The sequence below is a fragment of the Dactylosporangium sp. McL0621 genome (assembly GCF_049995355.1).
GTDB lineage: Bacteria > Actinomycetota > Actinomycetes > Mycobacteriales > Micromonosporaceae > Dactylosporangium.
In genome coordinates this window covers 4,035,792-4,049,649 of sequence record NZ_CP188259.1, presented here as the reverse complement: position 1 = coordinate 4,049,649, position 13,858 = coordinate 4,035,792, and the positions used below count along the sequence as shown (strand labels likewise).

Sequence of the window (13,858 nt, the reverse complement as noted above, 5' to 3'; positions counted from 1 at the left end):
GTCACGCCCGGCTGTAGCGGTGCTTGACCCCGGGCGGGAACCACTCGGGGTCGCCCGGCGCGCGCAGCTGCACGACCGGCGTCTGGTACGTCGGCGGCACGTAGTTCGCGAACTCGCTGTTGAGCCGCAGCAGCGCCTGCCGGATCGCCGCCGCCACGAGCGCGGTGTCGGGCGCGGGCCGGTCCGGGGCGCGCTCCACGACGACGGCGAGGCGGCGCTCCTCGTCGGCCTCGGTGCGCACCTGCAGCACGAACTTGCCTGTCACGTCGTCGGCGATGTCGGGGTGCTCCAGGGCGACGGTGACGTTCTCGGGGTACACGTTGGCGCCGAAGTACGACACCGTGAACAGCGAGCGGCCGAAGACGTACACGAACGGCCGCTCGTCGCCGTCGCCCGGCTCGAACCCGTGCGCGCGGCAGAACGCGACCAGCTCCGCGTGCGCCAGCAGCCCGCCCTCGTCCGCGATGTGGTACCGGATCAGCGGCACGCCGCCGTCGCCGGTGAACAGCAGGGTCCCCTCGTGCGTTTCGAAAAGGCGGGTCATGGGGTCGTACTGCACCAGCGTCGGCAGCCGCGAGTCGCCGAACAGCTCCCGGGCCAGCTCGGGCCGCCCGGCGAGGAACCGGCGCACGCGCACGCTCAGCGGCGTCTCGTTGCCGAGCACCCCGGCGTCGGCGGTGCCGTACAGCGACGCCGATCCGCGGTCCGGCTCGCCCATCCCGGCCCGGCGCCCCAGGAGGTCCCGCCACTGCTCGGAGAACACCTCGCCGGCCAGCAACATCCGCACCCCGAACGCGGGCCAGTCCACGCCCCGGCGCACACCCTCGTCGACGACGTTCTTCACGAACGGCGGATACCCGGCCAGCACCGTCCGCTCGTACCGCGGCGCCAGCTCGGCCACCACGCGCAGGATCTCCTCGACGCTGTTGCCGGGCGTGGCCACGGTGACCGGGTAGCCCTTGGCCGCGAGGTGCCGGCACGCGGCCGCGGTGTACATCCCGCCGACCCAGCTGCCGAGCGCGAAACACACCACGACGAGGGTGCTCGACGCGCCGGCCCCCAACCCGTTGACCAGCGCGTCCTCGAACCGCCGGGCCACGGCGAGCTCGTCGACGACCGAGCGCGGCCACACCGTGGGCTGCCCCGACGACCCGGACGACACGGCGACGGTGTCGTTGCCGTCGAGCCGCCCGCCCCGGCAGCGCTCGGGCAGCGGGAACCTGCGCAGGTACGACTCCTTGGTGACCATCGGCAGCCGCGCGAAGTCGCCGGGCGTGCGCACCGCCGCCGGGTCGACGCCGTGCCCGGCGAGGAACGCCGCGTAGGCGGGCACGGCGGTCGCGACCTCGCGGAACAGCTCGAGGGCCCGCTCGGCCGGATCGCCCTCGAGCGGCGCGGCCGGCGCCGCGTAGAACTCCGAGAGCCGCTCCAACGTCCGCGCCGCCCGCTCCTGCATGCCCAGGACGCTATCGCCCTACGGCTAGGATGAGGAACCTATGGCGCGCATTCTGGTCACCGGTTCGACTGACGGCATCGGGCTGGAGACGGCCCGCACCCTGCAGGGGCTCGGGCACGACGTGGTCTTCCACGCCCGCAGCGAGGAGCGCGCCGCGGCGCTCGAGGACAAGCCGGAGGTGCTCGTCGCCGACCTCGCCGACCTCGGGCAGACCCGCGAGATGGGCCGCGCCGCCGGGGCCTTCGACGTGGTCATCCACAACGCGGGCATCGGCGGGCAGGACGAGCGCCGCGAGACCGGCGACGGCATCGAGCGGATCTTCCAGGTCAACGTGCTCGCGCCCTACGTGCTCACCGCGCTCATGCCACGCCCCCGGCGCATCGTGTACCTCACCAGCGGCCTCGAGTCCGTCGGCGTCGCCGACCTCGCCGACCTGCAGTACGAGCGCAAGCCCTGGCACGGGATGCAGGCGTACAGCGACTCCAAGCTGCACGACGTGGCGCTCGCGTTCGCTGTCGCACGGCGCTGGCCCGAGGTGTACAGCAACGCCGTCGACCCCGGCTGGATCCGCACGAAGCTCGGCGGCCCCAACGCGACCGACAACCTGCCGGAGGGGGCCGAGACGCAGGTCTGGCTGGCCACCGGGGCCGGCGACGCGCTCGTCACCGGCCGGTACTTCAAGCGCCGCCAGGACCTCGAGCCCAACGCCGCCGCGCGGGACGTGCGCTACCAGGACGGGCTGCTCGCGGCGTGCGCGGCGCTGTCCGGGGTGCGGCTGCCTTGAGGTACGCGATCGGCCTGCCGACCGTCGGACCGTTCGGCGACGCGCGGGCGCTGCTCGACCTGGCCGTCGCCGCCGAGCGGCACGGGTGGGACGGGGTGCACCTGTGGGACCACGTGCTGTACCACGAGCCCGGCTGGCCGGTCACCAGCCCGACCGTCGTCGCCGCCGCGATCGCCGCGGCCACGACCCGCGTCCGGATCCTCCTCACCGTCGCCGTCCCGCGCCGCCAGGTGCAGGAGGTCGCCCAGGACACCGCGGCGATCGACGCGCTGTCCGGCCGCCGGCTGACGCTCGTGGCCACGCTGGGCTCGATGGACCGCGAGTACACCGAGTTCGGCCTCGACCCCGGCCTGCGCGCCCGCGGCCGGGAGATGGACCTGCGGCTCGACCGGCTGCAGGACCTGTGGCGCTCCGCGGGCGCCCCGCCGGTCCCGATCTGGTGCGGCGCCTTCTGGCCGCGCACCGCCGGGCTGCGCCGGGCCGCCCGGTTCGACGGGGCCATGCCGATCTTCGAGGACCAGCGCTCGGCACCGGTACCGGTGGCCGGCGTCGAGGGCTGCGCGGCGTTCGTGCCCGGGAAGGACCTGGCCCTGGAGGGGTTCACGGACGGGCCCGCGGACGCGGACCGGCTCGCGCCCTACGCCACGGCCGGGGTCACCTGGTGGATCGAGGCCCTCGGCTGGTGGCGCGGCGACCTCTCCGCCGCCGCGGCCCGGGTCGCGGCCGGCCCGCCGCGCCGGTAGCAGCTGACCGCGACGGGTTCGCGGGCCGAGCCGGAACGCGCTCCCCCGCCGGGCCGGACGACAGACCCGGACGGCCGCTTGCCCCGCGACGCGGGCGACCCGGAGACTGGCGGGTGCCATGGACACCTTTCACATCGTCACAATCGGGCCGCCGGAGTCGGGCAAGACGGTGTACCTCGCCGCGATGAACCACGCGCTGGGCAACCAGGCCGCGCTGGGCCGGCACCTGTCCGCCGTCATCGAGGACCCGGCCCCGCGGTCCGCACTGCGCCGGCTCTACCAGCGCATCTGCGACCCGTCCGAGCGCGCCTGGCCGCCGAGCACGCTCGCGTTCGACCCGATGCGGGAGTACGCGTTCCGCGTCTCGGTCACGTGGACGCGCCGCCTGCTCGGGCAGCGCACCCGCCTGTACAACTACACCGTCTTCAACGTCTCGTACGTCGACTACGCCGGCGAGTGGGTGTCCGACAGCGACGAGCACGCCGCCGAGCTCGTCGGGGCCCTGGCCGCGCGGGCCGAGCAGGCGCACGCGCTCGTCGGGGTCATCGACGGGCTGCGGCTGCTGCAGTACATGGAGGGCAACCCGGCCGCCGAGTCGTTCCTGACCACACAGGTGCGCCCGGTGGTCGAGTTCATGGAGGGGCGCAGCGCGCCGGTGCACTTCGTGATCACCAAGTGGGACCTGTTCGCCGGGCGGTACACCCTTGCCGACGTGCGGGCGCGGCTCCTCGGCGTGCGAGCGTCCGGGTTCGAGCGGCTGATCGGGGCGCGGACGGCCGAGGGCGGCGGGCGCCGCTCGGCGGTCGGCACCGTCCGGCTCATCCCGGTCAGCTCGGTCGGCGGCCTGGCCGTGCTCAAGGACGACTGGACCGTGGAGAAGGCGACGGGCGGCGAGCCGGAGCCGGTCAACGTGATCATCCCGTTCGTCGCGGCCGTCAACGACATCGCCGCGCACGCGGCCGAGCAGCTGCGCGCCGCCCGGCCCGACCCCGCGGGGAACGACCGGCTCGGCGACGGCGTGCAGAAGGCCGGGGCCTCCCTGCGCGAACGGCTGGCCGCGGCCGACGCGCCGGACCTGCGGATCGGCGTCACCGGCATCGCGATCAACCTGCGCACGATCGTGACGTTCATGGCCACCGGCGGCAAGGAGGCGGTCAAGATCCTCGGCACCCCGGCCGCGCGCACGTACCGCTCGGTGCACCGCCAGGCCCAGCGCGTCCGGGCCCGCGACATCCGGGGCGTGACCAGCCCGGAGGGCGCCCTGTACTACATCGCGCGGGAGCTGCGCCGGCACCTCGACGCGTTCGAGGCGCGCGAACCGGCCTCGATGTTGTCGGCGCCCGGCTCCGTGCCACACTGACGCCGTGGAGGCGTGGCCGTTCCTGGTCGGCCGGGGGCGCACGACGACCTCCCGGACGATCGTCGCGCCCGCCTTCCTGGTCCCCGGCGGCCGCTACCGCGACCTGGTCCCCCGCCCCGACGACGCCGCCGAGACACCGGGCGGGCTGCTGCGCCGGCCGTACGGCGCCACGCACACGATGTTCTTCCGCACCGTCGCGGCGACCGACGACGCCGGCGCCGCGCTGCTGGACCGGGTGAACCGCCCGATCACCCTGGCCGTCGGGGTGCTCGTCGACGGCGAGCGCCCCGACGTGGACCCGGACACGTTCGCCGCGGGCGAGCGGGCGGCGCTGACCGTGTACCGGCGGTTCCTGCTCGACGGGGAGCGCCACGACCTGCCCATCGCCGCGCACGCCCTGGGTACCGGGGCCCCGGCCCCCGCCGTGGACTCCGGGCCGGCCGCCGGGCCGCCGGCCGTCGTGCCGCCGAGGCCGGTCGGCGATCCCGGGGCCGACCCGGGGACCGATTCCGACTCCGGTTCCGGGCCCGGACGACGGCCGGGCTGCTCGCTGTGGCCCGTGTTCATCGTCATCGGGGTCGCCGTTCTCGTGCTGCTCGCCGGGGCGTTGCTCGTCGCCCTCGGCTGACCGGCCCGGGCCGCCTACGTTAACGTGCGCCAATGGCTTCCACGTTCGGCGAGCTGCGCAGCGGGCTGGTGATCGTGAGCCCGTTCGTGGTGAGCGCGCTCGCCGCCGTCATCCCGAAGTTCTGAGGCCCGGGCGGATCAGGCCGGTCTCGTAGGCCAGGATCACGGCGTGGACGCGGTCGCGCAGCTCCAGCTTGGCCAGGATCCGCTTCACGTGGGTCTTGACCGTGGACTCCTCGATGACCAGGGCCGCGGCGATGTCCCCGTTGGACAGTCCCTGGGCGATCAGGGTCAGCACGTCGCGCTCGCGCGGCGTGAGCTGCTGCAGGCGCCGGGCCGCGCGGGGGTCGGGCTCGGCCGCGCCGGTCAGGTGGGCCACGACGGTGCGGGTCACCTGCGGCGCGAGCAGGCTGTCGCCGCCGGCGACGGTGTGGATGCCGGCGATGAGCTGCTCGGGCTGGATGCGCTTGAGCACGAACCCGGCCGCGCCCGCGCGCAGGGCGCCGAGCACGTAGTCGTCGTCCTCGAACGTGGTGAGGATGAGGATCCGCACGGCCGGCGCGGCGGCGGCGATGCGGCGGGTCGCCTCGATGCCGTCGAGCACCGGCATCCGGATGTCCATGAGCACCACGTCCGGGCGCAGCGCCACCGCGCGCTCGACCGCCTCCGCGCCGTTGGCGGCCTCGGCCACGATCTGCAGCGACTCGTCCACCGACAGCACCGCGCACAGCCCGGCCCGCATGAGGTGGTCGTCGTCGACGACGAGCACGCGCAGCGGGGCGGTCATCGGTGCGGGAGGACGGCCGAGAGCCGGAACTGACCGTCGGCGCCGGCCGCGTGCAGGGTGCCGCCGAGCAGGGTGGCGCGCTCGCGCATGCCGACGATGCCGTGGCCGCCGGGGCCCTCGCCGCGCGGCGCCCGGGCCGGGGCCGGGTTTGTCACGTCGATCTCCAGCCGGTCCGGCGCCGAGCGGACCGCGACCGCCGCGCTGCCCGCCCCGTGCCGGGCCGCGTTGGTCAGGGCCTCCTGCAGGATTCGGTACGCCGCCCAGGCGACGCTGCGCGGCAGCGGCGGGACGGGCTCGGGCAGGTCGGCGTCGATGCGCAGGCCGCCGACACGGTGCCGGTCGATCAGCTCGCGCAGCGCGCCCGGCTCGGCGGGCACGTCCTGGCGGTCGTCGCGCAGGGCCCGCACCAGCCGGTCGATGTCGGCGATGGTCTCGCGGGCGACGGACTCGACGGTGTCGAGGGCCTCGCGGGCCCGCCGCGGATCGCGGTCCTGCAGCAGGCGGGCCGCCCCGGCCTGGACCAGGATCACGTTTATCGCGTGGCCGGCCGAGTCGTGCAGCTCGCGGGCGATGCGGGTGCGCTCGTCGGCGGCGGCGAGCCGGCGTTCGCGCTCGGCGTCGGCGCGCACCTGGGCCAGCCGCAGGTCGCGCAGCCGGCTGCGGTCCCCGGCGACCCAGAGCCCGGCGAAGGTGGCCGCCCACGCGAGCAGCTCGGTGGAGATGTCCCAGACCCGCACGCCGATGGACGCGTAGGCGAGGGCGACGGCCGGGACGAACGCGTTGACGCCGGCGAGCGCGAGCCAGCGCGGCCCGGGGCGGGCGCCGCTGTACGCGAGGGCCACCGAGTAGGCGGCCGCGCACGTGGCCACCGGCGCGTCGAGGGGGTAGCCGAGGCGCAGCAGCGCGACGCTCGCCAGGGCGCTTACCGCGTAGCCGGCACCGGGAGCCCGGTGGCGCACCGCGAGCGGGGCGGCGGCGACCACGGCGAGGACGACCCCGAGCGCGTCGAGGTGGCGGGACTGCGGGTCGGGGGTGCCGAAGCCGCCGGCCGCGAGGATGGCCAGCGTCGCCACCAGCGCCCCGGCGGCGAGCAGGCCGCCGGCCACCGTCCGCCGCGCTCCGGGATGGGCCATGAGTCCCAGCGTAGGCCGCCCGCGAGCCCGTCGGATCGTGCCGGGGACCGAGCCGGCCGTCCCCCCACGGGGGTACGGCGCATGGCTACCACGGGGTGTTTCGGGGCGGTGCGTGTCATTCGTACGGTCGCCGGGTGTTCGAGCGAATCGCAGGTTGGGCGTATCGGCGGCGCTGGCTGGCGCTTGCCGCATGGGTGCTGGTGCTCGGCGCGGTGTCCCTCGGGGCCCGGGCGGCCGGCGCGGAGTACCACAACGATTTCTCTTTGCCCGGAACCGAGTCGCAGCGCGCACTGGAGGCGCTGGAAGGCTCGGCCCAGGCCGGGGCGACCGTGCAGGTCGTGCTGCACGCGAGCGGCGGGCTGGCCGGGCAGCGGGCGCGCACCGGCCCGATGCTGGAGCGGCTGCGGACCCTGCCGCACGTCGCCGACGTGCGCGAACCGGTCGCCAACGGCGACGGTACCGTCGCCTATGCCACCGTCACCCTCGACGGGCAGGCCCAGGACGTGCCCGCGGCCGACGTGCGCCGCGTCATCGACACCGCCCGCGGGGCGGCCGGCGACGGGCTGCAGGTCGAGCTCGGCGGCGACGCCGTGCGCGGCGCGCAGGAGTCCGGCGGCGGGGCGGCCGAGGGCGCCGGGCTGCTCGCCGCGCTCGTCATCCTCGTGCTCATGTTCGGTTCATTGCTCGCCGCGACCCTGCCGGTCATCATCGCGGTGTTCGCCGTCGGCAGCGCGATCGGGCTGGTCACCCTGGCCTCGCACGCGGCCACGGTCGCCGACTTCACCACGCCGCTGCTGATCCTGGTCGGGCTGGGCGTGGGCATCGACTACGCGCTGCTCGTCTTCTCCCGGTACCGCACCGAGCTGCTCGCCGGCCACCCGCGCGAGGAGGCGGTCCGCCGCGCCCTGGACACCGCCGGCCGGACGGTGTTCTTCGCCGGCTGCACGGTGATCGTGGCGCTGCTCGGCCTCGTGGTGCTCGGCCTCGGCTCTCTGCAGGGCGTCGCGGTCGCGGTGGCGGCCACGGTGCTCGTCACCATGCTCGCCGCCCTGACGCTGCTGCCCGCCCTGCTGGCCGTGTTCGGCGGCCGCGTCGAGCGGTCCGTGCGCAGGCGGGCCCCGAAGGGCGACCGCTGGCGGCGCTGGTCCGGCGCGGTCCAGCGCCGCCCGTGGCTCGCGGCCGTGCTGCCGGCGATCGCGCTGCTGGCCCTGACCGCGCCGCTGCTCGGCCTGCGCCTCGGGTTCGCCGACTCCGGCACCGACCCGGCCGACACCACCACCCGCCGCGCGTACGACCTGCTCAGCACCGGCTTCGGGCCCGGCTTCAACGGGCCGCTGGTCGTGGTCGTGCAGGGCGGCTCCGGCGCCGCGGACGCCGCCCGGGAGGCGATCGCCGGCACCGCGGGCGTGGCCGAGGCTTCTGCCGGCGGTACCGCCACAGTCATCGTCTTTCCCACGACCGGACCGCAGGACCGGCGGACCACCGAGCTGGTCGGCCGCCTGCGCGCCGAGGTGCTGCCGCCCGTCGCCGCCCGGACCGGGGCCACGTTCCTGGTCGGCGGCTCCACGGCGGCGGTGGTCGACTTCGCCGACGCGGTCGCCGGGCGCCTCCCGGCGTTCGTCGGGGTCGTGGTCGCCGTGTCGGCCCTGCTGCTGCTCGCGGTGTTCCGCTCGGTCCTGATCCCGATCAAGGCGGCGATCCTGAACCTGCTGAGCGTCGGCGCCGCCCTGGGCGTGGTCACCGTCGTCTTCCAGCACGGCCTGCTGGGCGAGCGCCCCGGCCCGGTCGAGGCCTACGTCCCGGTGATGATCTTCGCGATCGTGTTCGGCCTGTCGATGGACTACGAGGTATTCCTCCTGGCCCGCATGCACGAGGCCTGGCGCCGCGAACGGGACCCGGCGGCCGCGGTCACCGAGGGCCTGGCCACGACCGGTCAGGTGGTGACGGCCGCCGCGGCGATCATGGTGCTGGTGTTCGGCTCGTTCCTGCTCAGCCCCGACCGGATGCTGCGCCAGTTCGGCCTGGGCCTGGCCACCGCGGTGCTGCTCGACGCCGTGGTCATCCGCTGCCTGATCGTGCCGGCGGTCATGCAGCTGCTGGGGCGGCATGCGTGGTGGCTGCCCGCCCCGGTGGCCCGCCGCCTGCCCGAGGTTGCCCTGGAGAGGTCCGCCTGACATCATCTAGGTTGTCTAGATGACCTGGAGGACCTCGGTGACGAAGGCGCCGCTGTACGTGCGGATCGAGCGGGAGCTGCGGGCCCGGCTGGACGGGGCCCGGCCGGGCGACCCGCTGCCGGCCGAGGCCGCGCTCGCGGAGGAGTTCGGCGTCGCGCGCATGACGATGCGCGCGGCCCTCAATGCGCTGGAGACCGACGGGCTGATCGAGCGCATCCAGGGCCGGGGCACGTTCGTGCGGCAGCGCCCCGTCCCCCGCGCCGCCGGCACGCTGATGAGCTTCCAGGACCAGGTCCGCAGCTGGGGCCGCACCCCCTCGTCGCGGCTGCTCGCGGCCGGGCTCCGAGCGGCCACCGCGGAGGAGGCCGCCGCGTTGCAACTGACCGCGGCGGCACCGCGCGTGGTGGCGATCGCCCGCGTGCGGCGGGCCGACCGGACGCCGCTCGCGGTGGAGTACGCCTGCTTCCCCCCGCACCTGACCGCCCTGCTCGACGCCGACCTGGAACGCGGCTCCCTGCACCGCGCCCTGCACGACCTCGGCCTGCGACCGACCCTCGGCTCGTCGACCCTGACCGCCCAGCCGGCCGGCCCCGACGGCGAGCGCCTGCACGTGCCCGCGGCCGAGCCGCTCCTCGTGGAGACGCGGCTCATCGTCGACCAGCACGCGGCGCCGCTGGAGTACACCGTCAGCCGCTACGTCGGCTCCCGCTATGCCCTGCACGTCACCTTCGACGTGCAGCCGCCCACGACCGGAGCACCGTCATGAACGTCGCCAAGATGATCGACCACTCCCTGCTGCGCCCCGAGCTGACCATCGCCGACGTCGCGCACGGCTGCGAGATCGCGGCCCGGCGCGCCACCGCCTCGGTCTGCGTGCGCCCGTCCGACGTCCCGTTCGCCGTGACCGCCCTCGCCGGCACCGGCGTGCTCGTCGGCACCGTCGCCGGCTTCCCGCACGGCGACACCACCACCGCCGTCAAGGCGGCCGAGACCCGGTCCCTCGTCGAGGCCGGCGCCGACGAGATCGACATGGTCCTGCACATCGGCCGGCTGCGCGACGGCGACGCCGCCTACGTCCGCGACGACATCGCCGCGGTGGTCGCCGCCGCGCAGGGCCGCGTGGTGAAGGTCATCCTCGAGAACGCCTACCTGACCGACGAGCAGAAGGTCACCGGCTGCCGCGTCGCCGAACAGGCCGGGGCACACTTCGTGAAGACCAGCACCGGCTTCGCCCCGGGCGGCGCCACCCTGGCCGACATCCGACTCATGCGCGCCACCGTGTCCCCGTCAATCGCGGTCAAGGCCGCCGGCGGCGTACGCACCCTCGACACGCTGCTGACCCTGCACGAGGCGGGCGCCACCCGCTTCGGCGCGACCGCCACCGAGACGATCCTGGACGACTTCGCCGCGCGAGAACGCGGCGAGCACCCGACCCCGCCGCCTTCAAGCGACGGCTACTGACCGAGTGTGAGGTCCGATTTCCGCCGGACCGGAACACGGCGAACCGGGCAAGCCTGCCTGGATGGCCATCCCCCCGGCGGCGCCGGCGATGATCCGGCCCTGGCCGACCGCGCCCGTGCTCGCCGGGGCCATGTTCCCAGAGCGGCCCCCGCCCGTGGGCCGGGCGGGGGCTCTGTTCAGTAGGCGATGTCCACTACCACCCGGGTCGGGCTGTCCAGCAGCATGACCCGGAAGCCGTGCGCGGCCGCCGTCGTGATGTCCGCGGTCATCAGGCCCGCGCCCAGCACGTCGAAGTGCACCGAGCGCAGCGCCGGCAGGCCGATGTTCACGGTGTCCGGGATGCTCGCGGCGTGCGAGGCGTGCGGGGACGTCGTCGCCGAGCCGGCGCCGGTGAAGAGCACGCGGACGACCGGGCCGCTGCCGGTGTACCGCACGTCGAGCGTCGGTCGCCGGTCGCCCGCCATGTCGAAGACGATCCGGTCGTACCCCGGGTGGCTCCCCGACCGTACCGCGTCGACGAGCGCGTCCGGGGCGTCGCCGGAGTACACGAACGGCCCGGACCCGAACGGGTCCGTCGGCTGGTGGGCCACGTCCACGGCGATGCGGTCCGGGCCGGTCAGGACCAGCACGCGGAACCCGACGCGGTCGTTGACGCCCAGGCCGAAGCTCGCGTGGCCCTCGAAGTACCCGCCGGACTTGATCTGGCGCAGGGTCGGCAGGTTCGGGTCGTACACGGTGCCGAGGTTCACCGCCGGGACGCCCGTGCCGGTGAAGACGACGAGCAGGGTGGTGGCGCCGGCGACCGGGATGGTGTTCCCGCGGCCCTGTTCGACCAGCGGGGCGTACTCGACGCGCCAGCCGGGCGTGCCGCCGGTGAAGTCGAAGACGGTCCGGTCGTAGGCGTCGTGGCGCCCGGTGCGGATGCCGGTCAGGACCGGCTGCCCGGGGCCGGAGGGTGCTCCGGCGACGGGAGAGGTGCTCGTCGGGGCGGGCAGGTCCGCGGCCTGGGCGGTGGCCGGCAGGGCCAGCACCAGACCGGCGCAGGCCGCGGCGGCGAGCAGAGAACGACGCATGATCGTGCTCCTTCCTGTTTCGAGGTGCACGGTTGACGCGGGATCATGCGCGCCGGTTTACGTCGCGTGCCCGACACTCACCGCCCGCGACGGCGCGGCCGGGGCGCCACGGCGCCCACGGCCCAGGCGAGGTGGCGGCGCGGCCACGACGCCGCAGGGCCGGAAACGTTGACATTTGTCGATCAAAGGTCGTGTGATGGTGGGATGCGCAGCGTTGCCATCATGGCCGTTCTGCTCGGCCTCCTCACGTTCCCGGGGAACGCGCACGCCGCTCCGCCCGCGTGCGCACCGCCCGTCGCGAGCACCACCCAGCCCGGTTACACCGTCGTCGACCCCGCCTGCGACCCGGACGGCACGCCCTTCGTGCCCGTCGCCGGCTCGGCGGTGTACACCGGCATCCTCAACGGCGCCGCCTACCGCCTGGAGAAACCGTCGCACTGGAACGGCGAGCTCGTCGTGTACGCCCACGGCTACCGGGGCGACGGCCGGACCGTCTTCGTCAACAGCCCGTCGCTGCGGGCCCACTACCTGGCGCGCGGCTTCGCCTGGGCCGCCTCCGGGTACCAGACCAACGGCTACGACGTCGGCCAGGGCGTGCGCGACTCCTACGCCCTCATCGACCTGTTCAAGAACCGCACCGGCACCCGGGCCCGGGACGTGTACATGACCGGGGAGTCGATGGGCGGGCACGTCACCGCCGCGGCGATCGAGCACTACCCGCGGGCGTTCGTCGGCGCGATGCCGGTCTGCGGCGTGCTCGGCGACGCGGAGCTGTTCGACTACTTCCTCGACGCGAACCTCACCGCGGCCGCGCTCACCGGCGTCAAGGTCACGTTCCCGGCCGACCCGGCCGCGTACGAGGCCCAGGTCCGCCAGGAGCTGCCCCGCCTCGACGGGCGCTGGGCGGACGTGGTCGAGCAGCGCAGCGGCGGCACCCGGCCCGGGTTCGACCAGGCCTTCGCCTACTGGAACGCGCTGCCCTCGATCCCGCCGCTGACCACGGTGCCGTTCCTGTTCGGCCTGTACCCGGGGCTGACCGCCGGCACCATCGGGATCGCGAAGGGCAACGTCACCTCGAACCGGTTCACGGTGTACCAGGAGGACGCGAGCCCGTGGCTGACGCGCGACGAGCTGCGGCTCAACCGTGACGTGCTGCGCGTGGACCGCACCGACAGCCCGAGCCGCGACCTGAGCGGCGTCCCGCGCGTGGACGGCCGCCCGCCGGTGCCGACCCTGTCGATGCACACGGTCGGCGACCTGTTCGTGCCGATCAAGATGGAGCAGGTGTACGCCGAGCGCGCCCGCGCCAACGGCCGCTCGAACCTGTTCGTGTCGCGCGCGATCCGCGCGCTGGGGCACTGCGAGTTCACGCAGTCGGAGCTGGAGCAGGGCTTCGACGACCTGACCCGGTGGGTCCGCACCGGCCACCACCCGGCGGGCGACGCTATCCTCGACCCGCGCGCGGTCGCCGACCCGCGCTTCGGCTGCCGGTTCACGCTGTCGGACCGGCCGAACTTCGGCCCCGCCTGCCCGTCACACGCGGCGTAGGACGGCCACGACCTTGCCGAGAATGGTGGCGTTGTCGCCGGGGATGACCTGGTACGCCGGGTTGCGCGGCACGAGCTCCACGTGCCCGTCGCGGCTGCGGTACGACTTCACGGTCGCCTCGCCGTCGAGCATCGCCGCGACGATGTCGCCGTTCTCGGCCACCTGCTGCTGGCGCACGACCACGATGTCGCCGTCGCAGATCGCGGCCTCGATCATCGAGTCGCCCTTGACGTGCAGGGCGAAGAGCGTGCCGTGCCCGACCAGGGTGCTCGGCAGCGTCAGCTCGTCGTCGGGCACCTGCTCGGCCAGGATCGGGCCACCGGCGGCGATGGTGCCGACGAGCGGCACCGCCACGCCCGGGTCGGTGCCGTGGGCGGCGCCGTCGTAGGGGCCGCGGATGTCGACCGCGCGCGGCCCGTGCGCGTCGCGGCGGAGCAGGCCGAGCTTCTCCATCGCCTTGAGGTGGTGCGCGACCGAGGACGGCGAGCCGAGCCCGATGGCCGCGCCGATCTCGCGCACGGTCGGCGGATATCCGCGCCGCTCGATCGACTCGCGGATGACCGCCAGGATGCTCTGCTGCCGCGGGCTCGTCATGTCCGCACGATACCGCAGAGCTTCGATCAGGTGTACGAATCGCGTCAAGATTTGATCCATCCGTGGGACGGCCCGCGCGCTGTTCGGCCCAGTACATCGACGGCCGCGAGGCTTATGC

13 protein-coding genes are annotated in these 13,858 nt (G+C 74.8%); 8 read left to right on the top strand and 5 right to left on the bottom strand.

Features of this window, described 5'->3' with window-relative positions:
* Position 1: 1 nt before the first annotated feature.
* Positions 2-1,456, bottom strand: a complete 1,455-nt coding sequence (locus ACPPVO_RS19205) for a phenylacetate--CoA ligase family protein (protein ID WP_426512565.1) — start codon at positions 1,454-1,456, stop codon at positions 2-4.
* 40 nt (positions 1,457-1,496) lie between these two features.
* On the opposite strand from ACPPVO_RS19205, the gene ACPPVO_RS19200 reads away from it, so the two are divergent.
* The 4 genes from ACPPVO_RS19200 to ACPPVO_RS19185 all read left to right on the top strand — a co-directional run bounded on the left by ACPPVO_RS19200 (position 1,497) and on the right by ACPPVO_RS19185 (position 4,971).
* Positions 1,497-2,240 (top strand): SDR family NAD(P)-dependent oxidoreductase, encoded by a 744-nt coding sequence (locus tag ACPPVO_RS19200; RefSeq protein ID WP_426512564.1) that lies wholly within the window; start codon positions 1,497-1,499, stop codon positions 2,238-2,240.
* Positions 2,237-2,983 (top strand): LLM class flavin-dependent oxidoreductase, encoded by a 747-nt coding sequence (locus tag ACPPVO_RS19195; RefSeq protein WP_426512563.1) that lies wholly within the window; start codon positions 2,237-2,239, stop codon positions 2,981-2,983. The genes ACPPVO_RS19200 and ACPPVO_RS19195 overlap by 4 nt, the downstream gene beginning before the upstream one ends.
* Before the next feature lie 118 nt (positions 2,984-3,101).
* Positions 3,102-4,343: a hypothetical protein gene (locus ACPPVO_RS19190; RefSeq protein ID WP_426512562.1), complete on the top strand. Its 1,242-nt coding sequence runs from the start codon at positions 3,102-3,104 to the stop codon at positions 4,341-4,343.
* Positions 4,344-4,347: 4 nt separating this feature from the next.
* Positions 4,348-4,971, top strand: a complete 624-nt coding sequence (locus ACPPVO_RS19185; protein ID WP_426512561.1) for a hypothetical protein — start codon at positions 4,348-4,350, stop codon at positions 4,969-4,971.
* A 108-nt stretch (positions 4,972-5,079) separates the two neighbouring features.
* On the opposite strand, the gene ACPPVO_RS19180 is transcribed toward ACPPVO_RS19185, so the two are convergent.
* Together ACPPVO_RS19180 and ACPPVO_RS19175 are read right to left on the bottom strand one after the other, a co-directional pair.
* Complete coding sequence (locus ACPPVO_RS19180) at positions 5,080-5,757, bottom strand: response regulator (protein WP_426512560.1); 678 nt, start codon at positions 5,755-5,757, stop codon at positions 5,080-5,082.
* Positions 5,754-6,890 (bottom strand): sensor histidine kinase, encoded by a 1,137-nt coding sequence (locus ACPPVO_RS19175; RefSeq protein ID WP_426512559.1) that lies wholly within the window; start codon positions 6,888-6,890, stop codon positions 5,754-5,756. Before ACPPVO_RS19175 ends, ACPPVO_RS19180 begins: the two co-directional genes overlap by 4 nt.
* A gap of 134 nt (positions 6,891-7,024) precedes the next feature.
* On the opposite strand from ACPPVO_RS19175, the gene ACPPVO_RS19170 reads away from it, so the two are divergent.
* The 3 genes from ACPPVO_RS19170 to deoC are packed head-to-tail and all read left to right on the top strand — an operon-like array spanning position 7,025 to position 10,525.
* The gene (locus ACPPVO_RS19170; protein ID WP_426512558.1) at positions 7,025-9,064 is read left to right on the top strand and encodes an MMPL family transporter; all 2,040 of its coding nucleotides are present in this window, start codon (positions 7,025-7,027) and stop codon (positions 9,062-9,064) included.
* 19 nt (positions 9,065-9,083) lie between these two features.
* Positions 9,084-9,830, top strand: coding sequence for a GntR family transcriptional regulator (locus ACPPVO_RS19165; protein ID WP_426512557.1), 747 nt, complete (start codon positions 9,084-9,086; stop codon positions 9,828-9,830).
* On the top strand, positions 9,827-10,525 hold the full coding sequence (gene deoC, locus ACPPVO_RS19160; protein ID WP_426512556.1) for a deoxyribose-phosphate aldolase: 699 nt from the start codon (positions 9,827-9,829) through the stop codon (positions 10,523-10,525). Before ACPPVO_RS19165 ends, deoC begins: the two co-directional genes overlap by 4 nt.
* Before the next feature lie 176 nt (positions 10,526-10,701).
* Here deoC and ACPPVO_RS19155 read toward each other — a convergent pair whose 3' ends face one another.
* The gene (locus tag ACPPVO_RS19155) at positions 10,702-11,598 is read right to left on the bottom strand and encodes an AMIN-like domain-containing (lipo)protein (protein WP_426512555.1); all 897 of its coding nucleotides are present in this window, start codon (positions 11,596-11,598) and stop codon (positions 10,702-10,704) included.
* Positions 11,599-11,820: 222 nt separating this feature from the next.
* On the opposite strand from ACPPVO_RS19155, the gene ACPPVO_RS19150 reads away from it, so the two are divergent.
* Entirely contained in the window at positions 11,821-13,146 is a 1,326-nt protein-coding gene (locus tag ACPPVO_RS19150) for an alpha/beta hydrolase family protein (RefSeq protein ID WP_426512554.1), read from the top strand.
* On the opposite strand, the gene lexA is transcribed toward ACPPVO_RS19150, so the two are convergent.
* Entirely contained in the window at positions 13,132-13,740 is a 609-nt protein-coding gene (lexA, locus tag ACPPVO_RS19145) for a transcriptional repressor LexA (protein WP_426512553.1), read from the bottom strand. The two genes, ACPPVO_RS19150 and lexA, sit on opposite strands and share 15 nt — an antisense overlap.
* Between the last annotated feature and the right edge of the window lie 118 nt (positions 13,741-13,858).

Coding starts and splice junctions, on each gene's coding strand:
- ACPPVO_RS19200 (WP_426512564.1), top strand. CDS start 1,497: ATGGCGCGCATTCTGGTCACCGGTTCGACTGACGGCATCGGGCTGGAG.
- ACPPVO_RS19155 (WP_426512555.1), bottom strand. CDS start 11,598: ATGCGTCGTTCTCTGCTCGCCGCCGCGGCCTGCGCCGGTCTGGTGCTG.
- ACPPVO_RS19180 (WP_426512560.1), bottom strand. CDS start 5,757: ATGACCGCCCCGCTGCGCGTGCTCGTCGTCGACGACGACCACCTCATG.
- ACPPVO_RS19165 (WP_426512557.1), top strand. CDS start 9,084: ATGACCTGGAGGACCTCGGTGACGAAGGCGCCGCTGTACGTGCGGATC.
- ACPPVO_RS19190 (WP_426512562.1), top strand. CDS start 3,102: ATGGACACCTTTCACATCGTCACAATCGGGCCGCCGGAGTCGGGCAAG.
- ACPPVO_RS19150 (WP_426512554.1), top strand. CDS start 11,821: ATGGCCGTTCTGCTCGGCCTCCTCACGTTCCCGGGGAACGCGCACGCC.
- ACPPVO_RS19175 (WP_426512559.1), bottom strand. CDS start 6,890: ATGGCCCATCCCGGAGCGCGGCGGACGGTGGCCGGCGGCCTGCTCGCC.
- ACPPVO_RS19205 (WP_426512565.1), bottom strand. CDS start 1,456: ATGCAGGAGCGGGCGGCGCGGACGTTGGAGCGGCTCTCGGAGTTCTAC.
- lexA (WP_426512553.1), bottom strand. CDS start 13,740: ATGACGAGCCCGCGGCAGCAGAGCATCCTGGCGGTCATCCGCGAGTCG.
- deoC (WP_426512556.1), top strand. CDS start 9,827: ATGAACGTCGCCAAGATGATCGACCACTCCCTGCTGCGCCCCGAGCTG.